At 71.3% G+C, this 25,376-nt stretch carries 19 protein-coding genes; 7 read left to right on the top strand and 12 right to left on the bottom strand.

Going from position 1 to position 25,376, the window contains the following annotated elements; genetic code table 11:
- Positions 1-185: 185 nt before the first annotated feature.
- The 3 genes from arc to NE235_RS20140 all read right to left on the bottom strand — a co-directional run bounded on the left by arc (position 186) and on the right by NE235_RS20140 (position 4,215).
- A complete protein-coding gene (arc, locus tag NE235_RS20150) occupies positions 186-1,958 on the bottom strand; it encodes a proteasome ATPase (RefSeq protein WP_252805179.1) in 1,773 nt (590 codons plus the stop codon).
- Positions 1,959-2,196: 238 nt separating this feature from the next.
- Positions 2,197-3,129 (bottom strand): tRNA (adenine-N1)-methyltransferase, encoded by a 933-nt coding sequence (locus NE235_RS20145; protein WP_252805177.1) that lies wholly within the window; start codon positions 3,127-3,129, stop codon positions 2,197-2,199.
- A gap of 9 nt (positions 3,130-3,138) precedes the next feature.
- On the bottom strand, positions 3,139-4,215 hold the full coding sequence (locus NE235_RS20140; RefSeq protein WP_252805283.1) for a site-2 protease family protein: 1,077 nt from the start codon (positions 4,213-4,215) through the stop codon (positions 3,139-3,141).
- Positions 4,216-4,488: 273 nt separating this feature from the next.
- On the opposite strand from NE235_RS20140, the gene NE235_RS20135 reads away from it, so the two are divergent.
- From NE235_RS20135 to NE235_RS20115, 5 genes are all read left to right on the top strand, one after another.
- Positions 4,489-5,397, top strand: coding sequence for a RecB family exonuclease (locus tag NE235_RS20135; protein ID WP_252805175.1), 909 nt, complete (start codon positions 4,489-4,491; stop codon positions 5,395-5,397).
- Between the two features lie 118 nt (positions 5,398-5,515).
- Positions 5,516-6,697 (top strand): sensor histidine kinase, encoded by a 1,182-nt coding sequence (locus NE235_RS20130; RefSeq protein ID WP_252805173.1) that lies wholly within the window; start codon positions 5,516-5,518, stop codon positions 6,695-6,697.
- Positions 6,698-7,375 (top strand): response regulator, encoded by a 678-nt coding sequence (locus NE235_RS20125; RefSeq protein WP_252805171.1) that lies wholly within the window; start codon positions 6,698-6,700, stop codon positions 7,373-7,375.
- A 165-nt stretch (positions 7,376-7,540) separates the two neighbouring features.
- Complete coding sequence (locus NE235_RS20120) at positions 7,541-8,335, top strand: ABC transporter ATP-binding protein (protein ID WP_252805169.1); 795 nt, start codon at positions 7,541-7,543, stop codon at positions 8,333-8,335.
- Positions 8,335-10,836, top strand: a complete 2,502-nt coding sequence (locus NE235_RS20115) for an ABC transporter permease (RefSeq protein ID WP_252805167.1) — start codon at positions 8,335-8,337, stop codon at positions 10,834-10,836. The genes NE235_RS20120 and NE235_RS20115 overlap by 1 nt, the downstream gene beginning before the upstream one ends.
- Positions 10,837-10,909: 73 nt before the next feature.
- Here NE235_RS20115 and NE235_RS20110 read toward each other — a convergent pair whose 3' ends face one another.
- The 8 genes from NE235_RS20110 to NE235_RS20075 all read right to left on the bottom strand — a co-directional run bounded on the left by NE235_RS20110 (position 10,910) and on the right by NE235_RS20075 (position 20,439).
- Positions 10,910-12,622, bottom strand: a complete 1,713-nt coding sequence (locus NE235_RS20110) for an ABC transporter substrate-binding protein (protein ID WP_252805165.1) — start codon at positions 12,620-12,622, stop codon at positions 10,910-10,912.
- 107 nt (positions 12,623-12,729) lie between these two features.
- Positions 12,730-13,815, bottom strand: a complete 1,086-nt coding sequence (locus NE235_RS20105) for an ABC transporter ATP-binding protein (RefSeq protein ID WP_252805157.1) — start codon at positions 13,813-13,815, stop codon at positions 12,730-12,732.
- Positions 13,816-13,906: 91 nt separating this feature from the next.
- The gene (locus NE235_RS20100; protein ID WP_252805155.1) at positions 13,907-14,965 is read right to left on the bottom strand and encodes an ABC transporter ATP-binding protein; all 1,059 of its coding nucleotides are present in this window, start codon (positions 14,963-14,965) and stop codon (positions 13,907-13,909) included.
- Positions 14,962-15,975, bottom strand: a complete 1,014-nt coding sequence (locus NE235_RS20095) for an ABC transporter permease (RefSeq protein ID WP_252805153.1) — start codon at positions 15,973-15,975, stop codon at positions 14,962-14,964. The genes NE235_RS20100 and NE235_RS20095 overlap by 4 nt, the downstream gene beginning before the upstream one ends.
- A 47-nt stretch (positions 15,976-16,022) precedes the next feature.
- Positions 16,023-17,771 carry an ABC transporter substrate-binding protein gene (locus NE235_RS20090; RefSeq protein WP_252805151.1) on the bottom strand — a complete coding sequence of 583 codons (1,749 nt, stop codon included), beginning with the start codon at positions 17,769-17,771 and terminating at the stop codon, positions 16,023-16,025.
- Between the two features lie 46 nt (positions 17,772-17,817).
- On the bottom strand, positions 17,818-18,816 hold the full coding sequence (locus tag NE235_RS20085; RefSeq protein ID WP_252805149.1) for an ABC transporter permease: 999 nt from the start codon (positions 18,814-18,816) through the stop codon (positions 17,818-17,820).
- 252 nt (positions 18,817-19,068) lie between these two features.
- A complete protein-coding gene (locus NE235_RS20080) occupies positions 19,069-19,497 on the bottom strand; it encodes a hypothetical protein (RefSeq protein ID WP_252805147.1) in 429 nt (142 codons plus the stop codon).
- Between the two features lie 291 nt (positions 19,498-19,788).
- On the bottom strand, positions 19,789-20,439 hold the full coding sequence (locus NE235_RS20075; RefSeq protein ID WP_252805145.1) for an HAD family hydrolase: 651 nt from the start codon (positions 20,437-20,439) through the stop codon (positions 19,789-19,791).
- A gap of 319 nt (positions 20,440-20,758) precedes the next feature.
- On the opposite strand from NE235_RS20075, the gene NE235_RS20070 reads away from it, so the two are divergent.
- Both NE235_RS20070 and NE235_RS20065 read left to right on the top strand, forming a co-directional pair.
- Positions 20,759-21,265, top strand: a complete 507-nt coding sequence (locus NE235_RS20070; RefSeq protein ID WP_252805143.1) for a MauE/DoxX family redox-associated membrane protein — start codon at positions 20,759-20,761, stop codon at positions 21,263-21,265.
- Positions 21,265-21,777, top strand: coding sequence for a peroxiredoxin family protein (locus tag NE235_RS20065; protein WP_252805141.1), 513 nt, complete (start codon positions 21,265-21,267; stop codon positions 21,775-21,777). Before NE235_RS20070 ends, NE235_RS20065 begins: the two co-directional genes overlap by 1 nt.
- Before the next feature lie 111 nt (positions 21,778-21,888).
- Here NE235_RS20065 and metH read toward each other — a convergent pair whose 3' ends face one another.
- Complete coding sequence (gene metH / locus NE235_RS20060) at positions 21,889-25,362, bottom strand: methionine synthase (protein ID WP_252805139.1); 3,474 nt, start codon at positions 25,360-25,362, stop codon at positions 21,889-21,891.
- Positions 25,363-25,376: the final 14 nt, after the last annotated feature.

Here is a 25,376-nt window from a genome sequence, read left to right as displayed (position 1 = left end):
GGTAATGGCCGCCACCGGCTCGGCATGATCTTGGTCAAGCCGCGGTCACGGCGTGGTGCGGCCGTACGGCCGCCGTGGGCCGCGTCACGGCGCGGCGGCACGCGGAGCCGGAGAACGCCCGGGAAAGCCGCGTGGCGGCCGGAACCGGGTTCCGGCCGCCATGGGCTCTCGTCGTTCCTCGTCGGTCAGAGGTACTGCCCGGTGTTCGCGACGGTGTCGATCGAACGCCCGGCCTCCGTGCCCTGCTTGCCGGAGACGAGCGTGCGGATGTAGACGATCCGCTCGCCCTTCTTGCCGGAGATGCGGGCCCAGTCGTCGGGGTTGGTGGTGTTGGGCAGGTCCTCGTTCTCGCTGAACTCATCGACGCAGGCGGCGAGAAGGTGGGTGACCCTCAGGCCCTTCTGCCCGCTGTCGAGGAAGTCCTTGATGGCCATCTTCTTGGCCCGGTCGACGATGTTCTGGATCATCGCGCCGGAGTTGAAGTCCTTGAAGTACAGGACCTCCTTGTCGCCGTTGGCGTAGGTCACCTCGAGGAAGCGGTTCTCCTCGGTCTCGCTGTACATCCGCTCGACGACGCGCTGGATCATCGCGTCGACGGTTGCCTCCGGAGATCCGCCGTGCTCCTTCAGGTCGTCGGGGTGGAGCGGCAGGCCCGTGAGGATGTACTTGGAGAAGATGTCCTTGGCGGCCTCGGCGTCCGGACGCTCGATCTTGATCTTCACGTCGAGGCGGCCGGGGCGGAGGATCGCCGGGTCGATCATGTCCTCCCGGTTGGAGGCGCCGATGACGATGACGTTCTCCAGGCCCTCGACGCCGTCGATCTCCGACAGCAGCTGGGGGACGATGGTGTTCTCGACGTCGGATGAGACACCGGATCCGCGGGTGCGGAAGATGGAGTCCATCTCGTCGAAGAACACGATCACGGGGGTACCCGCGGAGGCCTTCTCGCGGGCCCGCTGGAAGACCAGGCGAATGTGCCGCTCGGTCTCGCCGACGTACTTGTTGAGCAGCTCGGGGCCCTTGATGTTGAGGAAGAAGCTCTTCCCCTCGGCCCCGGTCTTCTCGGCGACCTGTTTGGCGAGCGAGTTGGCGACCGCCTTGGCGATGAGGGTCTTGCCGCAGCCGGGCGGGCCGTACAGCAGGACGCCCTTCGGGGGACGGAGCTGGTGCTCGCGGAACAGGTCGGCGTGGAGGTAGGGCAGCTCGACGGCGTCGCGGATCTGCTCGATCTGTGGGCCGAGACCGCCGATCTCGTCGTAGGAGATGTCGGGGACCTCTTCGAGGACGAGCTCCTCGACCTCCGCCTTGTGGATCTTCTCGTAGGCGTATCCGGATCGGGTGTCCAGCATGAGCGAGTCGCCGGCGCGGAGGGCGATTCCGCGCAGGGGCTCGGCCAGCTTGACGACGCGTTCTTCGTCGGCGTGGGCGATCACGAGGGCGCGTTCGCCGTCTTCGAAGGCCTCCTTCAGCATCACGACCTCGCCCTGCGTCTCGAACTCGAGAGCGGCGACGACGTTGAGCGCCTCGTTGAGCATGACCTCCTGGCCACGCTGCAACTCGTCGAGCTCGATGCCCGGACTGACGTTCACCCGCAGCTTGCGGCCACCGGTGAAGATGTCGACCGTGCCGTCCTCACGCGCGGCGAGGAACGTTCCGAAGGCCGACGGTGGCTGCGCGAGCCGGTCGACCTCCTCCTTGAGGGCGATGATCTGCTCTCGGGCTTCCTTGAGAGTCGCCACGAGACGTTCATTCTGGCCCGTAACCGCGGCCAGACTTGCCTGCGCCTCGTGAAGGCGCTCTTCGAGTACACGAACTTGTCGGGGGGACTCCGCGAGCTTGCGGCGCAGCACGGAGATCTCCTCCTCCAGGAAGGAGACCTGCGTCTGGAGGTCGCGGACCTCCTTTTCGTGCTGCGCCTTACGCGCCCCGGCATCGTCACGAGCGGCCACGCTCGTCACCTCCTCAGGCAGAGACGACGACCTATCTGAAACCCTACCTATCCCGAGCGCCTCCGTAACCTGGCCCAGGGGTACTCGTGTCGTGGCGTGGGAACCATGTTCAGGATGAAGTGGCAGGTCCCCGGGCTGGAGGACCTTCGGCGGAACCCCCCGGCCTCCGAGAAAAAGATCGCTTCGGGGGCTTGACGGCGCAAGTCCTCGCGTCCGGACGGGGTCGTTCCGGGTAGGGAGATTCTCGTCACTCTCCGGACAGATCGGGTTCGGCCGCCGGCCGGGAGGGCGTCGTCTCGGTGTTCTCGCCGTAGGCGCCCTTGGCGGGGCGGCGGCGCCGGGCCGGGGGGCGTACGCCGTCGGCGAGCCGGCGGGCGGTGGCGAGGAAGCCGGTGTGGCCGACCATGCGGTGGTCGGGGCGGACGGCGAGGCCCTCGACGTGCCAGGAGCGCACGAGCGTCTCAAAGGCGTACGGCTCGGCGAAGGTGCCGTGCTCGCGCAGGGCCTCGACGACGCGGGACAGCTGGGTGGTGGTCGCGACGTAGGCGCAGACCATGCCGCCGGGGACGAGGGCCTTGGCGACGGCGTCGAGGCATTCCCAGGGGGCGAGCATGTCGAGGACGACACGGTCGACGTCGGTGTCGGTGAGGGCGTCCTCGAGGGAGCCGACGGTGAGGCGCCAGGCGGGGTGCGGGCCGCCGAAGTAGCCCTCGACGTTGGCGCGGGCGATCTCGGCGAAGTCCTCGCGGCGCTCGTAGGAGGAGACGGTGCCGTGTTCACCGACGGCGCGCAGGAGCCAGCAGCTGAGCGCGCCGGAGCCGGCGCCGGCCTCGACGACGCGCGCGCCCGGGAAGATGTCGGCGGCGGCGAGGATCTGGGCGGCGTCCTTGGGGTAGACGACGGCGGCGCCGCGCGGCATGCGGAGGGTGTGGTCGGCGAGGAGGGGCCGGAAGGCGAGGTACTCGGTGCCGCCGGAGGAGCGGAAGACGCTGCCCTCGGGGCTGCCGATGATCTCGTCGTGCGGGATGGAGCCCTTGTGGCTGTGGTACAGCTTGCCGGGCTGCAGGGTGACGGTGTTGATGCGGCCCTTGGGGTCGGTGAGCTGAACCCGGTCGCCGGGACGGAACGGTCCGTGAGGGACCTTGGGCATGCGGGAACCGGCGGAGGAGGGTTCGGTCATGCTCCTAGGCTAAGGCCTCGCGACGGTCCGGCTGACGTCCTCGGTGGCGAGCACGCCGTACATCTCCCCGGTGGGTTCGACGAGGAGGTACTCGGTGGCGGGAGTGCGCTGCAGGGCGGTCAGGAGGTCTTCGCCGGACAGGTCGGCGGGGAGGATGAGGCCGGGATCGAGGGCGCGGGTGAGGGCGTCGGCGTCGACCCAGGGACGGCGGTTCTCCGGGGTCGCGTTGACGGCGTTCTCGCTGACGATGCCGACCGGGTCGCCCTCGTGTCCGACGACGACGATCGCGCCCGCCCGTGCCTCGCGGGCGCGGCGGACCGCCTCGGCGAGGGGCAGGTTCTGCGGGACGCGTACGGCGCGGCGGGCGAGGGCGCGGGCGTTGAGAAGGGGGATGCGCTCGCGGAGTACGGCGACCCGGATCGCCTCGCTGGCCCCCATCCAGATGAACGACGCGACGAAGGCGCCCCAGAGCACCGTGAGCCAGCGGCCGCCGCCGGTCGCGGACACGCCGGCGCTGAGGGCGAGGACGGCGAGGGCGAGGGCCCGGCCGATCCAGCCGGCGGTGACCGTGGCGGCGCGCTGCCGCCCGGTGAGCTTCCACACGCCGGCGCGGACGATCCGGCCGCCGTCGAGGGGCAGTCCGGGCAGGAGGTTGAAGACGCCGACGATGAGGTTGGCGGCGGTGAGCGCCTCGACGAGGAGTTCGGCGACCGGCGGCAGGCCGACGAAGTGCAGGAGGGCGTAACCGCCGGCGGCGAGGGCGAGGGACAGCGCGGGGCCGGCGGCCGCGACGGCGAACTCGCGGCCGGGCGTGCGCGGCTCGCGCTCGATCTCGGAGACGCCGCCGAGCACGTGCAGGGTGATGGCGCGGACGGGCAGGCCGAAGCCGCGGGCGACGACGGAGTGGCTGAGCTCGTGGACCAGCACGGATCCGTAGAGCAGGACGGCGTACAGGAAGGCGACGAGGTAGCTCTGCGGCCGGTCGACGATACGCAGCGCGGTGGGTTCGAACATCACCGTGATGATGAGCGCGACGATGAACCAGGTCGGCGAGACGTACACCGGAATGCCGAACGGCCGTCCCATGAGGATGCCCGGGCGCTGGGAGGGGCCGCGGTCGCGGGGGGTGCTGTCTGCCACGGGGGGAATGCTACGCGTCCGGCCGTCAAGGCGACCTAAGGGCGGCCGGCGTGATCCCGGCCGCCGGTACGCCCGCCGCCGGTACGGCCGGCGTGGTCTCGGCCGCCGGTACGACCGGCGGACCGGCGGGTGCCGTCGGGCGACGCGGCCGGGTGTGGCCGACCGTGCCGGGCACCTTCCGGCGCGATTCTGTCGTCGGTCTCCCCTAGGGTTGCGGGCATGACGGCCATCGAGACCGGCGCGGCGTCCCCGGGCGGCGCCCGCGTGATCGGCACGTTGTCCCCGTCGCGGGCGGGCGATTTCATGACGTGCCCGTTGCTGTACCGCTTCCGGGTGATCGACCGGATCCCTGAGCGGCCGAGTCCCGCGGCCGTGCGCGGCACGCTCGTGCACGCGGTGCTGGAGCGGTTGTTCGACATCCCGGCGGCGCGGCGCACGCCGGCGACGGCGCTGGAGCTGCTGGGGCCCGAGTGGGACCGGCTGCTCGCGGAGGAGCCGGAGCTCGCCGACCTGTTCGACGGCGAGGACGGTGCGGACGTCGAGGCGGCGCGCGCCGAGTGGCTGGCCGAGGCGCGGGCGATGGTCGAGCGCTACTTCGTGCTGGAGGACCCACGGCGGCTGGAGCCGGCGAGCCGTGAGCTGTACGTCGAGACGGTCCTGGACTCGGGGTTGCAGCTGCGCGGCTACATCGACCGGCTGGACGTCGCCCCGACCGGTGAGGTCCGGGTGGTGGACTACAAGACGGGTAAGGCGCCGCGGGCGGACTTCGAGGCGCGGGCCCTCTTCCAGATGAAGTTCTACGCGCTGGTGCTGTGGCGGCTGCGCGGCACGGTGCCGCGGTTGCTGCAGCTGATGTATCTCGGCAACGGCGAGGTGCTGCGCTACTCCCCCGACGAGGCCGATCTGCGCGCGACCGAGCGAAAGGTCGACGCGTTGTGGCAGGCGATCCGCCGGGCGATGGACTCCGGCGAGTGGCGGCCGCGCAAGAGCCGGTTGTGCGACTGGTGTGACCATCAGCAGCGCTGTCCGTCGTTCGGCGGGGAGCCGCCGCCGCTGCCTGTGGTGGGCGGCGGGCCGGGGATGCCCGCGGACGAGGTGGCGCCCCGGGATCCGCGCGACGACGTGTGAGGCCGGGCGCGGCCGGTGATGTCCCGGTCGTCCTGGTCGGTGCCCTCCTCCCGGAGGAGGAGACGGATTCCGCGCGCAGGAGGGGAGCACATACGGTCACACGCCATAACGTGTGGGTGTGTCCGAGCTGATTCGTGGTCGCCGCGCGTGGCTGGAGGCGCATCCGATCACGGCGGATGCGCTCATGTCCGTGTTCCTGGCGGCGGCCTTCCTGGCCGCCGCCCTGCTCCAGGGAGACGACGGCGCCCCGAACGGGCCGGACGTCTTCAGCGTGGTGCTCGGCGGCGCGGCCTTGATGTCGCTCACGGTCCGGCGGCGGCTGCCGGTCGGGGTGCTGGCGTTCGTCACAGCGGTCTGCGGGACGCTGACGGTGATGGGGTATGACGTGTCGGCGCCCGCCGTGGCCATGCTGATCGCGACGTACACCGTCGCCGCGCATCGGGGGCTGGCGACCAGTCTTCCCGTCGGCGCGTTGACGCTGATGCTGTTCATCGCGTTGTTGTTCGTGGCGGGCGCGGACTTCTGGCCGGCGGTCAGCAACACGATCCTGTTCGTGGGCGTGTGGTGGCTGGGGCGGAGCCTGCGGCTGCGGCGGGCGTACCTCAACGAGCTGGAGGCCCGGGCCCGGCGGCTGGAGCGGGCGCGTGAGGCCGACGCGCGGGCGGCGCGTACGGAGGAGCGTTCGCGGATCGCGCGGGAGCTGCACGACGTCGTCGCCCATCACGTCAGCGTGATGACCGTTCAGGCGGGTGCGGCGCGGCGGATCCTGGAGCGGGACCCGGATGCCGTGCGGGACGCCCTGTCCACCATCGAGCAGATGGGGCGTACGGCGCTGGGTGAGATGCGGCGGCTCGTGGGGGTGCTGCGGACGGAGGCGGAGCCGGTGCGGGGTGAGCTGTCGCCGCAGCCGGGGGTGAACGACGTGGGCGAGCTGGTCGATCATCTGCGGGAGACGGGGTTGCAGGTGCAGTTGTGGATCGAGGGCGATAGCCGGTCGCTGTCGCCGGGCGTGGATCTGGCGGCGTTCCGCCTGATTCAGGAGGCGCTGACCAATACGCTGAAGCACGCGGGTCCGCAGGCACGGGCCTGGGTGCGGATCCACTACACGGACCGGCAGCTCATGGTGGAGGTCGAGGACGACGGCCGGGGGCTGGCGGCCGGGCTCGGCCAGAACGGCAGCCGTGGTCATGGGCTGGTGGGCATGCGTGAGCGTGTCGCCCTCTATGGTGGCGATCTGCGGATCGGGCCGCGTTCCGGTGGTGGGTTCGAAGTCCGCGCCCGTTTCCCGTTGGAGGTCTAGGTGACGATCAGGGTGCTCCTCGTCGACGATCAGCCGCTGCTGCGCACCGGCTTCCGGCTCATCCTGGAGGGTGAGCCGGACATCGCGGTGGTGGGTGAGGCCGGTGACGGCGCCCAGGCCGTCGAGCTCACGCGGACGCTCCTGCCGGAGGTGGTCCTGATGGACATCCGGATGCCGGGTGTCGACGGGATCGAGGCGACGCGGCGGATCGTACGGGAGGGCGCGGCGACCCACGATCCGCGGGTGCTGATCCTGACGACCTTCGACTTGGACGAGTACGTCGTCGAGGCGGTGCGGGCGGGGGCCAGCGGGTTCCTGTTGAAGGACGCGCCGCCGGAGGATCTGGTGGCGGCGATCCGGATCGTGGCGGCGGGTGACGCGATCGTGGCGCCGAGCGTGACGCGGCGGTTGCTGGACAAGTTCGCGACGCGGCTGCCGGCCGTGCGGGAGACCGCGCCGCCGCGTGGGCTGCGGATGCTCACCGAGCGGGAGCTGGAGGTGCTGCGGCATGTCGCGCGGGGCCTGTCGAACGCCGAGATCGCGAGGGAGCTCGTCGTGAGCGAGACGACCGTGAAGACGCACGTGGGCAATCTCCTGGCGAAGCTGGGGCTCCGTGACCGCGTGCAGGCCGTCGTCTTCGCCTACGAGACGGGTCTCACTCAGCCGGGTCAGGGTTAGGGCGGGGCGGGAGCAGGGCGGGGTTCATCCCCGAGGAGGAGGTGGCTCGGAGGCTCCGTCTGCGGGTGGAACCGGCGTCCCGTCCGCTGGGCCGACGAAACCGCTCACGGCGGCTCTTAGTCTCATGCGAGACAGAGCACCGCAGGTGAGCAGGGAGTTCCTTCCGTGACCGATATCTCCTCCCCCGTGACCGGCGACCCGCCCGCCCCGGTGGGTGCCGCGCCGGCCGCGCGCGCCGATCGGATCGTCAAGGAGTACGGCCGGGGGGACGCGAAGGTCGTCGCGCTGAACGAGGTCTCGGTGGAGCTGCCCGCCGGGCGGTTCACCGCGATCATGGGGCCGTCGGGCTCGGGCAAGTCGACGCTCATGCACTGCATGGCGGGCCTGGACTCGGTGGACTCCGGGCGGGTGTTCGTCGGTGACGTGGACCTGACCCGGCTGGACGACAAGCGGCTCACCCGGCTGCGGCGGGACCGGATCGGTTTCATCTTCCAGGCGTTCAACCTGGTGCCGACGCTGACGGCGCTGGAGAACATCACGCTGCCGCTGGACATCGCCGGCCGGAGGCCGGATCAGGCGTGGCTGGACACCGTCGTCGACTCGATCGGGCTGCGCGAGCGGCTGTCGCACCGGCCGAGCGAGCTGTCCGGCGGCCAGCAGCAGCGGGTGGCGTGCGCCCGCGCGCTGGTGAGCCGCCCCGAGATCATCTTCGCGGATGAGCCGACCGGCAACCTGGACTCGCGGTCCGGGGCGGAGGTCCTGGCGTTCCTGCGCAACGCGGTGCGGGAGATGGGGCAGACGGTCGTGATGGTGACACACGATCCGGTGGCGGCGGCGTACGCGGATCTGGTGCTCTTCCTGGCCGACGGGCGGCTGGTGGACCAGATGGCGGATCCGACGGCGGAGAAGGTGCTGGAGCGGATGAAGGGGTTCGAGCTGCCGGGGGTCGGCTACCGGTGATGCTCAAGGTCACGGTGCGCAACCTGGTCGCGCACAAGATCCGCCTGGCGCTGACGGCGTTCGCGGTGGTGCTCGGAGTGGCGTTCGTCGCCGGCACGCTGGTGTTCACCGACACGATGGGCCGGCAGTTCGACCGGTTGTTCTCCCGGACCGGCAAGGGCGTCGCGGTGCAGGTCCGCCCGAAGAAGGTCGTCGAGTCCGAGGAGGGCGCGGCGGCGCCGACGCTGCCAGCGTCCCTGGTCGCGGTGGTCGGCCGGGTGCCGGGGGTGGCGCGGGCGCACGGCGAGGTGAGCGGCTTCGCCGCGATCGTCGGGAGGGACGGCAAGGTCGTCGGGGGTTCGGGGCCGCCGCAGCTGGGTGTCGACTGGGACCCCGCCGACCGGAACTTCCCGATCAAGGCCGGGCGGGGCCCGAGCGGCCCCGGTGAGGTCGCCATCGACCGGCAGACGGCGGGGAAGGCCGGTCTGGGGGTCGGTGACCGGGCCCGTGTCGTCATCCAGGGGCCGACCCAGCTGGTGACGGTCGTCGGGATCGTGGACTCCGGAAGCCTGATGGGCGCGACCCTCACGGCCTTCGATCAGGGCACCGCGCAGCGGCTGCTGCTGCGGCCCGGCCGGTTCAGTGACATCACGGTGGCGGCGCGGCCGGGCGTCTCGGAGACGGTGCTGCGCGACCGGATCCGGCGGGTGCTCCCGTCACCGGACTATGAGGCGATCACCGGTGCGAAGCTCCGTGAGGAGAACAAGAGCCAGGTGGCGACGATCATGTCGTTCATCCGGACGGCGCTGCTGATCTTCGCGGTCATCTCGGTCTTCGTCGGTGCGTTCATCATCTTCAACACCTTCTCGATGCTGGTCGCCCAGCGGTCCCGTGAGCTGGCCCTGTTGCGTGCGGTCGGCTCCTCGCGCCGGCAGGTCACGCGTGCCGTGCTCGGCGAGGCGATCGGTGTCGGGCTGGTCGGCTCGACCGCGGGGCTGGGGGCGGGTGTGGGCCTGGCCGTGCTGCTGCGGGCGTTGTTCAACGCGCTCGGCGCCGACCTGGGCGGCGGCCTGGCCTTCACCTACCGGCCCGTCCTCTGGTCGTACGCCGTCGGCATGGTGGTCACGGTGGTCGCGGCCTATCTTCCGGCGCGCCGGGCGGCGAGGATTCCGCCGGTCGCCGCGATGCGCGACGACGTCGCGATGCCGCAGCGTTCGCTGCGGATCCGGATGACGGCCGGGTCGCTGGTGACGGCCGCGGGCGCGGTCCTGTGCGGCCTGGGTCTCGGCGGCTCGGGCGCGGCGCTGCTCGGCGTAGGTGTCGCCCTGGTGTTCCTGGGCGTGGCGATGCTCGCGCCGGTGCTCGCCCGCCCGGTCGTGAGAGCGCTCGGCGCGGCGTACCCGCGGGTGTTCCGCACGCCGGGCCGCCTGGCGACCCAGAACGCCCTGCGCAACCCGCGCCGTACGGCGGCCACCGCCTCCGCGCTGATGATCGGGCTGGCCCTCGTCACCGGGATCAACGTGATGAGCGCGTCGGCGAAGGCGTCGATCACCCGGCAGGTCGACCGGAGTTTCGCCGCCGACTACATGGTCACCGCGGCGGGACGGGTGTTCAGCCCGGCCGAGCCGGCGAAGGCGGTGCAGGCCGCGGCCGGGGTCGAGCAGGTGACGGCGCTGTACGCCGGCCGGTTCGTGGCCGGGGGGAAGACGAGGTCGTTCGTGGCGACCGAGCGCCCCGCCGACCTGAGGCGGGCGGCCCGGCTGTCGCTGGTGTCCGGGTCGGCGGAGCTGGGCGCGGACGGTCTCCTGGTGGACCGGCCGACCGCGGCCTCGGAAGGGCTGAGGGTGGGTTCGGCGGTCGGCGTCCGCTTCCCGGACGGCGGGTCCGCGTCGGTGCGGGTCGCCGGGATCTACGCCAGGAACCCGCTGGTCGGGTCCCGGGTGCTGGCGCTACCGGCCTACCTCGCGCACACCGACCACCCGACGGGTGCCGCCCTGATGGTCAACGTGGCCAAGGCCGGCACGGCCACGAAGCAGGGCGTGGAGCGGGCACTGAGCGCCTACCCCGGCCTGAAGGTGCAGGATCAGTCGGACGTGAAGAGGAGCGTCCAGCAGGGCGTCGACCAGTTCGTGCTGCTGCTGACCGCGCTGCTGGCCCTGTCGATCGTCATCGCCGCGCTGGGGATCATCAACACGCTCGCGCTGTCGGTGATCGAGCGGACCCGGGAGATCGGGCTGCTCCGGGCGATCGGTACGAGCCGGCGGCAGACGCGGCGGATGATCCGCCTGGAGTCGGTGCTGATCGCGGCGTTCGGCGCCGTCCTCGGCATCGCCCTCGGCGTCGTCGCCGGGATCGCCTTCCAGCGGGCGCTGCGCGGTCAGGGCCTGAACGTCCTGAGCGTGCCGGTGACCACCCTGGCCGGCTACCTGGTGCTGTCCGCGGTCATCGGTGTCCTGGCGGCCCTCTGGCCGGCGTGGCGGGCCTCCCGCATAGACGTCCTGAGGGCCATCGCCGTCGAGTAGCCGCCGCCCCCAGGCGGAGTGGATCTCCTGGCCGTTCCCCCGGCCGTCCTCCTGATCGCCGCCGCGCGGCCGGTCAGGGGGACGGCGACGTCCGGGTCCCCGTCCGCAGGCCGAGCGCCGCGTAGTCGTACATCCCGTACGCCGGGTGGACGTAGACGTTCGCGAGCGCCGCCGGGCGGTACAGTACGGTCTTCTCGGCGAGGAGGGGCACGTAGGCGGCCGTCTGCATGACGGCGCGGTCGGCGTCGGCCCACCGCTGCGCGCGGCGTGCGGCGTCGGGCGTGCGGGCGCCCAGGGTGAGGGCCCGGGTCACGCGCGGGTCGCGTAGCTCCATCAGGTTCAGGTTGTTGACCTTCGCGACGGTGCCGGTGAGGGGGCGCAGGAAGGCGTGCCCGGTGGGCCGGCTCGCGGCCCACGAGTCGAGCAGGACGCCCAGGCCGTGCCGGTGGACGTACGCGGGCGACCCCGCCGTGCTGCCCCACTGGAACGCCGAGAGGGTGGTGACCCGCGCGTCGATGCCGATCTGCCCGAGCGCCTGGCGGAGGGTCTGCGCGGCGGCGACGTCGCCCGGCCGGTCCGCGCGCACGGCGAGGCCGGTGGCGAAGCCGTTGGGACGGCCGCACGCCGCCAGTTCCCGCCGTGCCCGCGCGAGGTCGTGGGGGTACGGGTCGGCGGCCTGGTATCCGGTGACGGTGGGCGGCAGCACGTTGGTCGCCGGGGCGCCCGCGGTGGGCCCGCCGTAGGCGCGCTGGACCGCCGTGCGGTCGACGGCGTACTGGACGGCCCGCCGGCAGTGCGCATTGTCGAAGGGGCGGACGCGGGTCGACAGCGCGGCGTAGTGCACCAGGCCGGTCAGGGGGTTGTCGGCCCGGGCCTTCGCGGTGGGCGCCCCGAGGATCGTCGTCCGGGTGGTGGGCAGGACGCCCGCGCCGGCCAGGTCGGCGTCCAGGGAGCCGGTGCCCAGCCTGGCGTCGAGGTCGGCGGCGGCGACCCGCTCGGTGACCTCGATGCGGTCGGGCAGCGCCGTACGGTTCGGGTCGTCGTGCCAGCGCGGGTTGCGCACGAGCGTGAGGCCGGTGCCGACGTCGTGCCGCGCGAAGCGGTACGGCCCGGTCGACAGCGGGTGCTTCTCGTAGTCGAGCCGGGTGTCCTTCGCCTGCGGCACGGGAGCGGTCTGCGGGCTCGCCGCGAGCTGGTCGAAGTCGTAGTCGGGTCTCTTGAGGTGGAAGACGACCGTGCGGTCGTCGGGCGTGGTCACGCCGGTGAAGTGGTCGAGGTCGTGGTCGAGGTACGGGCCCCAGTAGGCGCCGCGGAGGGCCTCGCGCAGGTCGCGGGGTCCGTCGTTGAGCTCGGCGGTGTAGGAGCTGCGCGCGACCGCGTACTTGACGTCACGGGCCCGTACGGGGGTGCCGTCCTCGTACGTGATCCCGGGGCGCAGCCGGTACGTCCAGGTCCGGCCGCCGTCGCCGGGCCGGCCGAGGCTCTCCGCCAGGTCGGGCACGAGCCGTAGCCCGGCCGGTCCGGGGCCCGGCGCGTAGGTGACGAGGGAGCGGGCGTACAGGCGGGCGAGGTCCGCCTCGTAGGCGAGCCCGGCGTCACCGGGGTCCAGGGAGACCGGGGCGTCGGTCACGGCCAGGCGCAGCGTGCCTCCGCGCGCGGTGGACGGGTACACGACACGGGACGACGCCTGGTCGAACGCCGTGTCGGAACGCACCGTGGCCGGTCCGCCGCAGGCGACGGTACCGAGCAGGAGGAGGGCGAGGCAGGCCGCGAATCTACCACTCACAGGTAAATTATTGCAGTGAGTGCATCTTTGTACCAATCGGCGCCATGAGAGCTTCACCACCCTCCGCGGCCCGCCCGCGGAGGGTGAACGGAGCGTACGGCGGGGTGTCAGGCCGGATCGGCCTGCTCGGCGGCCTGCGTGACCTTCTCGCCCGCGCCCTCCGGGGCGTTCTCCGGGAAGTGGCAGGCGACGCGGTGCCCGGGAAGGACCTCGACCAGCGGCGGCTCGACCTTGCCGCAGATCTCCTGGGCCTTCCAGCAGCGGGTGTGGAAGCGGCAGGCAGCCGGCGGGTTCAGCGGGCTGGGCACGTCGCCCTGCAGCCGGACGCGGTCCCGGCCCTTGCGCTTGGCCGGGTCGGGGATCGGCACCGCCGACATCAGCGCGACGGTGTAAGGGTGCATCGGGCTGTCGTACAGGGCCGCGCTGTCGGCCAGCTCGACCAGCTTGCCGAGGTACATGACGCCGACGCGGTCGGAGATGTGCCGCACCACCGACAGGTCATGGGCGATCACGACGTAGGTGAGGTTGAACTCCTCCTGCAGGTCCTCCAGCAGGTTGACGACCTGCGCCTGGATCGACACGTCCAGCGCGGAGACCGGCTCATCCGCGACGATGAGCTTCGGCCGCAGCGCGAGGGTGCGGGCGATGCCGATGCGCTGGCGCTGGCCGCCGGAGAACTCGTGCGGGTAGCGGTTGTAGTGCTCGGGGTTCAGCCCGACGACCTCGAGGAGGTCCTGCACGGCCCGCTTGACGCCGTTCTCGGTCGCGATGCCCTGGAGCCGGAACGGCGCCCCGATGATCGACCCGACGGTCTTGCGGGGATTCAGCGAGGAGTACGGATCCTGGAAGATCATCTGGAGGTCGCGCCGGAGGGGCCGCATGTCGCCCTGCGACACGTGCGTGATGTCCCGGCCCTCGAAGATGATCTGCCCGTCCGACGGCTCCAGCAGGCGAGTGATCATCCGGCCGGTGGTGGTCTTGCCGCAGCCGGACTCGCCGACGAGGCCGAGCGTCTCGCCCGCGCGCACCGAAAAGTCGACGCCGTCGACCGCCTTGACCGCGCCCACCTGACGCTTGATGATCGCGCCTCGGTTGACCGGGAAGTGCTTGCGGAGCCCGCGGACCTCCAGCAGCGCGTCGCCGTCACCGGCCGGCCGCTGGTCCGCCACGACCTCGCTGTCGGGTGTAGTCACAGTCTCTCCAGTTCGATCCGGCCGTCCGGCCGGTGCCATCCGTCGACGGTACGTGCCGGCGCGGCGTGCCCGTCCCCCACGATCTCCTCGATCACAGTTTCGGCCGGATCTCTTCGGTCCAGATGCGGTGCCGGTCCTCCCGGCCGAGGTGGCAGGCCACACGGTGGCCGGGCGCGACCTCCCGCAGCTCCGGCCGCTCGGTCTCGCTGCGGCCCTGGTTGAGCTCGGAGTAGGCGCAACGGGGACTGAACGCGCAGCCGACCGGGACGTTGATGAGGCTGGGCGGCGAGCCCTTGATGGGGATGAGGCGCTCGGACCGGTCGCGGTCGAGTCGCGGCATCGAGCCGAGCAGCCCCCAGGTGTAGGGGTGCTCGGGCCGGTGGAAGATGTCGTCGGCCGAGCCGTACTCCACGCACCGGCCGCCGTACATCACGAGGATGTCGTCGGACAGCTCGGCGACCACGCCCAGGTCATGGGTGATCATGATGACGGCGGAGTTGAACTCCTCCTGCAGGTCGCGGATCAGGTCGAGGATCTGCGCCTGCACCGTCACGTCGAGCGCGGTGGTCGGCTCATCGGCGATGAGCAGCTCGGGGTCGCAGGACAGCGCCATGGCGATCATGGCGCGCTGCCGCATGCCGCCGGAGAACTGGTGCGGGTAGTCGTCGACCCTCTTGTCCGGCTGCGGGATGCCGACCCTGCCCAGCATGTCGATCGCATGCTTGCGCGCGACCTGCTTGCTGACGTCGTTGTGGATCCGGTACGCCTCGATGATCTGCGCGCCGACCGTGTACAGCGGGTGCATCGACGACAGCGGGTCCTGAAAGATCATCGCCATCTTCCGGCCGCGCAGGCGGCGCACCTGCTCCGGGGACGCGCCGACGACCTCCTGGCCGTCCAGCCAGATCTCACCGGACACGCGGGCGTTGCGGCGGTTGTGCAGGCCGAGCAGGCCGAGGCTGGTCACGCTCTTGCCCGAGCCGGACTCCCCCACGATGCCGAGGGTGCGGCCGCGTTCGAGCTGGAACGACAGGCCGTCGACGGACTTGACCAGCCCGTCGTCGGTCGGGAAGTGGATGCGCAGGTCCCGGACGTCCAGGAAGGACTTCGGCCCGGCGGGGGCGGATCCCTCGGTCTGGTCCTGGGTCACGACAGCCTCACCCTCGGGTCGACCACGGCGTACAGGATGTCCACGACGAGGTTGCACAGCACGATGAAGAACGCGCCCACCATCACCACGCCGAGCACCCGCGGCAGGTCGTTGTTGTTGATCGAGTCGATGGCGAACTTACCCAGCCCCGGCAGGGAGAAGGTGCTCTCGGTGAGCACCGCGCCGCCGAGCAGGATGCCCAGGTCCAGGCCGAAGATCGTGAGGACCGGGGTGAGCGTGGACCGCAGGGCGTGCCGGACGATGACGGTGCGTTCGGGCAGTCCCTTGGCGCGCGCCGTCCGGATGTAGTCCTCACCCATCGTCTCCAGCATGCCCGCCCGCGTCAGCCGGGCGTACAGGGCCGCCTGGAGAAACGCGAGCGTCACCCACGGCAGGGCCAGGGCCGACGCCCACTGGAGCGGGTTCTGGGTCAGCCCGACGTAGGTCCCGGCGTTGGGGAACCAGTTCAGGTTGTCGCGGAAGATGGCCAGCGACAGCAGACCGGTGAAGAAGATGGGCAGGGAGACGCCGGCCAGCGCGATGCCCATCGAGACGCGGTCGATCGCCGTGCCCCGCTTGAGCGCGGAGATCACGCCGGCCGTGACGCCGAAGATCACCCAGATGATCGCGGCACCGGCCGCGAGGGAGAGGGTGACCGGGGCCCGGTCGAGCAGGTCGGGCCAGACCGGCGTCTGGTTGATGAAGGAGTAGCCGAAGCACGGTGGCCCGCAGTAGACCTTCGACGGTCCGAAGTCGTAGTGGGCGCCGATGATGATGCCCTTGACGAAGTTCCAGTACTGGATCGCCACCGGCCTGTTCAGCCCGAGGCGCACCTCGACCTCGTGGATCGCCTGCGGTCCGGCGCTCTTGCCGACGTACCGCGAGGCGAGGTCCGCGGTGGTGGCCCCGGTCAGCCTCGGGACGAGGAAGAAGATCGCGAAGGTCACCATGCTGACGATGATGAGCAGCGCGATCGCGGCGATCAGACGCCGGATGAGGAATGTGACCACAGTGCCCGGCCACCGACGGCCTTCACCTGCCTTCTAGGGAGCGGAGGTTACTTCACGCCCATCTGGGCGTAGTCGTACAGGCCGTTGAGGCCCTGGTTCACGAAGACGTTCTTCACGCCCGGCGGGCGGTACAGCAGGCCCTTCACGTTGAGGAACGGCATGATGTACGCGTCGTCCATGACCTTGGCGTCGATCTGCGCCCACAGGTCGTTGCGGGCGGTGGCGTCCGCGGTGACGGCGGCCTGGTCGACCAGCTTGTCGACCGCGGGGTCCTTGACGCCGAGGTTCGTGTTGCCGGCGTCGCGGATGACGCGGCTGTCGACGATCTGGGACAGGTAGCCGAAGCCCTCCGGCCAGTCCGCGCCCCACGCCATCATGATCAGGCCGAGGCCGTTCTTCTTCACGTACTCCGGCTTACCGGCGTACAGCTTGAAGTAGTCGCCCTGCGGGAACTTCTTGATCTCCGCCTGGATGCCGACCTTCGCGAGGCTCTGCTGCAGGGCCAGCGCGCCGTTGACCTCCTTGACCCGCTCGGTGCGGGCCGTGAGCACCGTCTTGAAGCCGTTGGGCTTGCCGCAGGCCGCCAGCTCCTGCTTGGCCTTGGCGATGTCGCCGTGGTTGCCCGGGCCGGAGGGGTACGGGTTGATGTCCTTGCTGCCGGGGATCAGCGGCATCATCAGGTGCGTGGCGACGTCGCCGCCGGACAGCGGGCCGCCGAACGCGGTCTGCATGGCGGTCTTGTCGGCCGCGTACTCCACCGCGCGGCGGCAGTGGATGTTGTCGAACGGCGCGACGTCGCCGGAGATGGCGGTGTACCAGAGGCGGGCCGTCGGCGCCGCGTCGGCGTTCTTCTTGAGCCGCGCCTGCGACTGGATCTTCGCGGCGGCGGCCGCCTGTACGCCGGTGCCGACGACGTCGCTGTCCAGCGACCCGTTGATGAGGCGGTTGTCGAGGTCGTCGGCGTTGATGCCGAGCTGTACCTCGATCCGGTCGGGCAGCTGCTTGCGGTTCGGGTCGGTGCTCGGGTCCCAGTTCGTGTTGCGGACCAGCGCCATCGACTTGCCCGGCGTGTAGTTCTCGAACTTGTACGGACCGGTGGCGACGACGTGCTGCTTGTAGTTCGCGCCCGTGTCCTTGGCCGGCGGCACCGGCATGGTGGCGGGCAGCATCGCGAAGTAGTCGAACGCCGCGAACGCCTTCTTCAGGTGGAAGACGATCGTCTGGTCGTCCGGCGTGTCGATGGCCTTGAGGCCGAGCTTGCCGGGGGTCTTGTCGTTGTAGGGCGAGGTGTAGCCCTGCAGGTCGAGGTAGTCGTTGAAGTAGGTCGGCCCGTTCGGGAAGACCTTCTTGTCCAGCGACCGCTCGACGTCGTACTTGATGTCCTGCGCCCGGACCGGGGTGCCGTCCTCGTACTTGATGCCCGGCTTGAGCTTGTACGTCCAGGTCTTCAGGTCCGCGCTGTGCTGGCCCGGGCCCTGCGCGAGGTCGGGGGTCAGTTCCGTGCCGGACTTCCCGGGCACGGACTTGAACATCATCAGCGTACGGCCGTAGAGACGGGCGAAGTCCCACGAGTAGGCGTAGTACGTGTCCGCCGGGTCGACGTTGTCCCAGTCGCCCGAGTTCGCCAGGCGGAGGGTGCCACCGGTCTTGGTCGACGGGTTCACGGGCTTGGTCAGCGCGGCGTTGAACGTGCCGTCGCCGCCGCTGCCGCCCGAACCGCCGCTCCCGCCGCCGCAGGCGGCCAGGGCGAGGGACGCCGCGAGCCCTGTCGCGACGAGAGGGATGGATCTCCTCATTTGGCTACGTTCCTCCTTGTGGGGGTTTCTTGGAGAAGGCGTGTGGTCAGCGGGCCCGCGGGTCGAGCGCGTCGCGGAGGCCGTCGCCGAACAGGTTGAAGGCGAGCACGGTCACGAAGATCGCCAGACCGGGCACCACCATGAACCAGGGGTCGACCGAGTAGATCGGGACCGCCTGGGAGAGCATGCCGCCCCAGGTCGGGGTCGGCTCGCTGACGCCGACGCCGAGGTAGGACAGCGCCGCCTCGAACAGGATGTTCGTCGGGATCAGCAGGGTGGAGTACACCAGGATCGGCGCGATGAGGTTGGGCAGCAGCTCACGGAACAGGATGTACGGGGCGCGCGCCCCCATCGCCCGCGCGGCGTCCACGAACTCCCGCTCGCGCAGCGACAGGGTCTGGCCCCGGATGATCCGGCCGATGTAGGCCCAGTTGAAGAAGCCGATGATGAAGACCAGCAGGGCGATGCGCAGGCCGTTGCCGGACAGCCCGAACGCCTTGCCCTGCACGACGCCGCCGAGCGCGATCGCGAACAGCAGCAGCGGGAAGGCCAGGAAGACGTCCATCGCCCGGGCGATCAGGGTGTCGACCCAGCCGCCGAAGTAGCCGGCGATCATCCCGAGGATGGTGCCGATCACCACGGACATCAGCGTCGCGAGGAAGGCGATCAGCAGCGAGATCCGGGCGCCGTAGACGATGCGGCTGAAGATGTCCCGGCCGTTGGTCGGCTCGACGCCGAGCAGGAACTTCCCGCTGATCCCCGAGTGCCACGGGCCGTGCAGCGGGCGCTGCAGGTTCGGGTCGATCATGTCCTGGTGGAACTCGCTCGGCGGATGCCCGAACCAGTCGCTCAGGAACGGAGCGAAGATCGCCACCAGGATGAGCACGACGACCACGATGCCGCCGGTCATCGCGAGCTTGTCGCGCCGCAGGCGCATGAGCGCGATCTGGCCGAGGGAACGCCCCTCGATCTTCCGCGCGCCGCCGAGGACGGCATCGGGCCTGGCCTCGAGCTCTGACCCGGTGACCTCGATCGGTGCGGTCACGACAGGTACCTCCCACGTTCGGCCGCGTTGTTCATCTGAGGACCGACCAGGGGCCAACCTGCGGACACCCATCGTTGCGGTCCATCGGAGAGGGAACCTACCTCCCCGGAGATGACTCTCACGCCCGTGAGCAGGCTGACGCTAGTACCCGTGTCTCGATTGTGATCTCGTCGTCATCAAGGCCAGACGTGATCTCACGTGAGCGCGATCCGGCGAACGCGGAGCGTCACCCACCACCGAAGTCTTCGCAGGTCAGCTGATCCCGCGGTTCTTCAGGATCTGCTCGATCTCCGCCAGATCCGGGTCGGCGGCCGCGCCGCCGGCCGGCTTGCCGCGCTCGATCTCACCCCGGGCCGCCGCGCCCTTCGGCGCGCTCTTCGGCTCGGCCTTCCGGCGGGGGCCGCCCTCCACGGCCGAGCCCTTCCGCAGCATCACCCCGGAGGCGACGTAGAGAAGCGCCCCGAGGCCCAGCACGGCGACGCCGGCCCACTTGACCGGGCTGAACGCCAGATCCGCCAGGAACTCGGTGAGGCCGGTCAGATAGGCGCCCATCGGCACCAGGGACCAGGCGGCGCCCCGCATGCCCGAGGCGGCGCCGCGCCTGCGGAAGGCCGCCCAGCTGCCCAGCAGGCCGAGCACGGTCGCCGCCAGGCTGATCGTGAACAGAAGGACATCGCTCATCGCACACTCCACCCGCGGCCCGGCCGGTCCACCCGCCGTCCGCGGCGGACGGCGCCACCGGGCCGGCCGGAGTCCGGCCATCTCATGACGTCTCCATCCTGACACGTCATGACGCGTCGGGCGCTCCTCCTCCGGGACCGTTCCGGGTACTCCCCCGGCATGATCTCGAGGGCGGCCCCGAGACCGGGGCGCGGGCGGGCCGCCCTCGCGCGCTCAGGGACAGGGCCGCCCTCGGGCTCGCGAACGGAGGGCGTCCCTGAGGTCGCACCAGGGCGCGGGTGGCCCCCGGGCTCAGATCAGGGCGCGGAGGCGGTCCAGGTCGACCTCGCGCAGGGAGGCGACGACCGTACGGCGCGGGGCCGCGTCGATCGGCACGACGCTGGGCACCGCGACGACGTGGCAGCCCGCGGCGGCGCCGCTGGTCGCGCCGTTGAGGGAGTCCTCCAGGGCGACACAGCGGCGCGGGTCGACGTCGAGCAGGCTGGTCGCCGCGAGGTACGGCTCCGGGTGCGGCTTGGTCCGGCGCACCTCGTCCCCGGCGACGGTCACGGTGAAGCTGTCGCGCCCGATCCCGTCGAGGGCGTGCTCCATCAGCACGCGGTGGGTGGAGGAGACCAGAGCGGACGGCAGGCCGGCGGCGCGGACCTCGTCGAGCAGGTCACGGGCGCCCGGCATCATCGGCACGCCGGCCCGCAGCCGTTCGGCCATCGCGCCCATCAGCCTGCGGCCGACCTCCTCGGGCGCGGCGGGCACGCCGGTCAGGTCGAGCATGTAGGCGACCGTGCGGTCGAGCGAGCCGCCCACCAGGAACTCCTGATGCTCCGGTCCCCACGAACCGCCGAGCCAGGCCATCACCTCGGCCTCGGCCTCCAGCCAGAGCCGCTCGGAGTCGAGCAGCAACCCGTCCATATCGAACAGGACCGCCTGCAGCACCCGTGCCATCCCTTCGTCCCCCGCGCGAAATGGGGCAACGAAGCCTATGTCACGCCCGGGACGGCCGCGAACGGCGGCCGGCGGTGCTCCAGCACGGGCTCCGGCCCGCCGGTGGAAAAGGCCGGCGGGGAAGGCCGGCGGATCGCTCCCGGCGCACGCCGGCTCAGGCTTTCAGGGCTACTTATCCGCTTCATTCGGCCTGCCCGAAACCTCCGGGCCTGCGTCTGCCGATCAAATCCCGGAACTTGCGGTCCGGGCATTGTGCCGTAATCCGGGCCAACCGATGATCATGATCACTGCCGCCCGCGCGCCGTTCCAGGGAGTGAGCATGGAATCCGTCCGGCTCGGATGCGCCTGTCTGGTGGGGCTCGTCTTCGTCGTGTCCGCCGTCGCGAAGCTGCGCGATTTCGACGGCTTCGCCAGGTCCGTTCCCGACCTCGTGCCGGCCCGGCCGGACCGCGCCCGTCTCCTGGCGATCGCCGTCACCGTGCTCGAGGCGTCGGTTCCGCCGCTGCTGATCACGCCGGCCACCGCTCCGTACGGCTTCGGGATCGCCGCCGTGCTGCTGGCCGCCTTCACCGTCGCCATCGCGGCCGCGATCCGGCGGGGACGCCGCGCCACCTGCCGCTGCTTCGGCCCGTCCCGCGTTCCGCTCGGCCCGCGCCATCTCGTCCGCAACGGAGCGCTGCTCGGGTGCGCGATGCTCGGCGCCGTCTCCCCCGGCGGCCTGCCGCCCGCGGGCGGGATCGCGGTGGCCGCCGCGGCCGGGCTGGTGGGAGCGGTGCTGATCGTCTCGTTCGAAGACATCGTCGACCTGTTCGCGAGGAACCCCTGATGCCCTACCTTGCCGCCGCCGTCGTCCTCATCGGCCTGCTCTGCGTGCTGAACCTCCTCCTCACCGTGGGCCTGATCCGCAGGCTGCGGGAACAGGGCGCCGGCCGGCCGGGGAACGCCGCGCCGCCCACGGCCCTGGGGCCCGGCTCCCGGATCGGCGACTTCACCACCAGGACCACCGACGGCGAGCCGGTCTCCCACGAGGACCTCGTCGGCCTGGTCGGATTCTTCTCCGCGGGGTGCACGCCGTGCCACGACCTGGCCCCGCGCTTCGCCGCCCACGCGGCGGGTCTCCCCCGGCGGGAGGTCCTCGCGGTCGTCACCGGCGAGGACCCGGAGCTGGTCGCCCTCCTTTCTCCGGCGGCCCGCGTCGTCACCGAGGAGTTCGACGGCGCCGTGACGAGCGCCTTCCAGAACTCCTGGACGCCGGCGCTGTACCTGATCGGCGCCGGGCGGCGCGTGGTGGCCACGGGCGGCCGTCTGGAGGACCTGCCCGTCGAATCCTCGGCATGAGACCACCGGAACCCGGGAGCCCGGGACCCGGCGCCCAGCGCGCCGCCTGAGCGCAGTCTGAGCGCAGCCTGAGCGCCGGCCGGCGGAGCCCGTTCGGGCGCCCGGGCGGGCTCAGGTGTTGAAGTACTTCGCCTCCGGGTGGTGCACCACGATCGCGTCGGTGGACTGCTCGGGGACGAGCTGGAACTCCTCCGACAGGGTCACGCCGATCCGCTCCGGCCGCAGCAGCTCGACGATCTTGGCGCGGTCCTCCAGGTCCGGGCAGGCGCCGTAGCCGAGGGAGAACCGCGCGCCCCGGTAGCCGAGCTTGAAGAACGCGTCGAGGTCCTCGGGGTCCTCGCCGCCGAAACCCAGCTCCGCGCGGACGCGGGTGTGCCAGTACTCGGCGAGCGCCTCCGCGAGCTGCACCGACAGGCCGTGCAGCTCCAGGTAGTCGCGGTAGGAGTTCTTCTCGAACAGCTCCTGCGTGGCCTCGCTGATCCTCGAGCCGACGGTCACGAGCTGGAAGCCGATCACGTCGGTCTCACCGGACGCCCGGGGCCGGAAGAAGTCGGCCAGGCACAGGTGCCGGTCGCGGCGCTGCCGGGGGAAGGTGAACCGGGTGCGCTCGGAGCCGTCCTCGTGGAGCAGGACGACGTCGTCGCCCTCGCTGACGCACGGGAAGTAGCCGTACACGATCCCGGCCTCGACGAGGCCCTCGGTCTGGATGCGGTCCAGCCACATCCGCAGCCGCGGCCGTCCCTCGGTCTCGACGAGCTCCTCGTAGGAGGGTCCGTCGCCGCCGCGGGCGGCCCGCAGGCCCCACTGGCCCATGAAGGTGGCCCGCTCGTCGAGGAACGCGGCGTACTCGGCCATCGGAATGCCCTTGACCACCCGGTCGCCCCAGAACGGCGGGTCGGGGATCTTGTTGTCGGTGGCGACGTCCGAGCGCTCCGGCATGTCCTCGGGCTCGGTCACCTGGAGCTTCGCTCCCCCGGTGACCCGGCGCGGGCGCAGCGGCGGCAGCGCGGCGCCGGCCTCGCCGCGCTTGACGGCCATGAAGGCGTCCATCAGGCGCAGCCCCTCGAAGGCGTCGCGGGCGTAGCGGACCTCCCCGTCGAACAGCCCGGCGAGGTCCTGCTCGACGTACGCGCGGGTCAGGGCGGCGCCGCCGAGCAGCACGGGCCAGCGGCCGGCCAGCCCGCGCGAGTTGAGCTCCTCGAGGTTCTCCCTCATGATCACGGTGGACTTGACCAGGAGCCCGGACATGCCGATCACGTCGGCCCGGTGCTCCCTGGCCGCGTCGAGGATCGCCGACATCGGCTGCTTGATACCGAGGTTGATCACCTCGTAGCCGTTGTTGGACAGGATGATGTCGACGAGGTTCTTGCCGATGTCGTGGACGTCGCCCTTGACGGTCGCCAGCACGATGCGGCCCTTGCCGCCCTCGTCGCTCTTCTCCATGTGCGGCTCGAGGTAGGCCACCGCGGTCTTCATCACCTCGGCGGACTGCAGCACGAACGGCAGCTGCATCTCGCCGGACCCGAACAGCTCGCCGACCGTCTTCATGCCGTCGAGCAGCACCTCGTTGACGATCTCCAGGGCCGGGCGCCGCGTCAGTGCCTCGTCCAGGTCGGCGGTCAGCCCGTCGGGCTCCCCGTCGATGATGCGGCGCTTCAGGCGCTCCCACAGCGGCAGGGCGGCCAGTTCGGCGGCACGGTCGGCGCGCATCGCGGCGGCGTCGACGCCCTCGAACAGCTCCAGGAATCGCTGCAGCGGATCGTAGCCGTCCCGGCGCCGGTCGTACACGAGGTCGAGCGCGACCTGGCGCTGCTCGTCGGGGATCCGCGCCATCGGCAGGATCTTGGAGGCGTGGACGATGGCCGAGTCCAGGCCCGCGTTGACGCACTCGTTGAGGAAGACGGAGTTGAGCACGATCCGGGCGGCGGGGTTCAGCCCGAACGAGACGTTGGACAGGCCGAGGGTGGTCTGCACCTGGGGGAAGCGCCGCTTGATCTCGCGGATCGCGTCGATCGTCTCGACGGCGTCGCGCGGGGACTCCTCCTGCCCGGTGCCGATCGTGAAGGTGAGGCAGTCGATGATGATGTCCTCGACGCGCATCCCCCACTTCGTGGTGAGGTCCTCGATGAGCCGCGTGGCGACCCGGACCTTCCACTCGGCCGTGCGGGCCTGACCCTCCTCGTCGATGGTCAGCGCGATGACCGCCGCGCCGTGCTCCTTGACGACCGGCATGAGCCGCGCCGTACGGGACTGCGGGCCGTCGCCGTCCTCGTAGTTCACCGAGTTGATCACGGCGCGGCCGCCGAACATCTCCAGCCCCGCCTGGATGACCGGCGGCTCGGTGGAGTCCAGCACGATCGGCAGGGTGGAGGCGGTGGCGAACCGGAAGGCCAGCTCCTTCATGTCGGCGACGCCGTCGCGGCCGACGTAGTCGACGCACAGGTCGAGCATGTGGGCGCCGTCCCGGGCCTGGTCCCGGGCGATCTTGACGCAGTCGTCCCAGCGGCCCTCCAGCATCGCCTCGCGGAACGCTTTGGAGCCGTTCGCGTTGGTGCGCTCGCCGATCGCGAGGTAGGACGTGTCCTGCCGGAACGGCACGTGCTGGTAGAGCGAGGCGGCGCCCGCCTCCGGCCGCGGCCGGCGCGCGGCGACCTCCCTGCCGCGGACGCGCTCGACGACCCGGCGCAGGTGCTCCGGCGTCGTACCGCAGCAGCCGCCGACCAGGGACAGCCCGAACTCCCGGGTGAACGTGTCGTGCGCGTCGGCGAGCTCGTCCGGCGTGAGCGGGTAGCGGGCGCCGTCGGCGGTCAGCTCCGGCAGTCCGGCGTTCGGCATGCAGGACAGCGCGGTCGTCGCGTGCCGGGCGAGGTAGCGCAGGTGCTCGCTCATCTCGGCCGGGCCGGTCGCGCAGTTGAGGCCGATGACGTCGAGGCCGAGCGGCTCCAGGGCCGTCAGGGCGGCGCCGATCTCCGAGCCGAGCAGCATCGCGCCGTTCTGCTCGATCGTGACCTGCCCGATGAGGACCGTGCCGGTGCCGGCCTTGGCGATCGCACGTTTCGCGCCGACGATGGCGGCCTTGGCCTGCAGCAGGTCCTGGCAGGTCTCGATGATGAGCGCGTGCGCGCCGCCCGCGATCAGGCCGGCGGCGTTGCGCTCGTACGCGTCGCGCAGCTCGGCGAACGACACGTGGCCCAGCGTCGGCAGCTTGGTGCCCGGCCCCATCGAGCCCAGGACCCAGCGCGGCCGGTCGGGCGTCGACAGCTCCGCCGCGACCTCACACGCGATCCGCGCGCCCGCCTCCGACAGCTCCTCGATGCGCTCGGTGATGCCGTACTCGCCGAGGTTGCCGAGGTTCGCGCCGAAGGTGTTGGTCTCGACGCAGTCGACGCCGGCGGCGAAGTACTCCGCGTGCACCCGGCGCACGATGTCGGGGCGGGTGACGTTGAGGACCTCATTGCAGCCCTCGTGGCCCTCGAAGTCCTCGAGGGTGGGGCCGGCCGCCTGGAGCATCGTTCCCATGCCTCCATCGGCCACGACGACACGGTCACGGAGTGCCTGGCGAAGGGTCTCTGGCGTCGCGTCCATGAGCCCCAAGCCTA

Source organism: Actinoallomurus spadix (genome assembly GCF_024055725.1).
Taxonomy (GTDB): domain Bacteria; phylum Actinomycetota; class Actinomycetes; order Streptosporangiales; family Streptosporangiaceae; genus Actinoallomurus; species Actinoallomurus spadix.
Note: the sequence above shows the minus strand (reverse complement) of the source record. Positions and strands in the feature narration are given on the sequence as shown.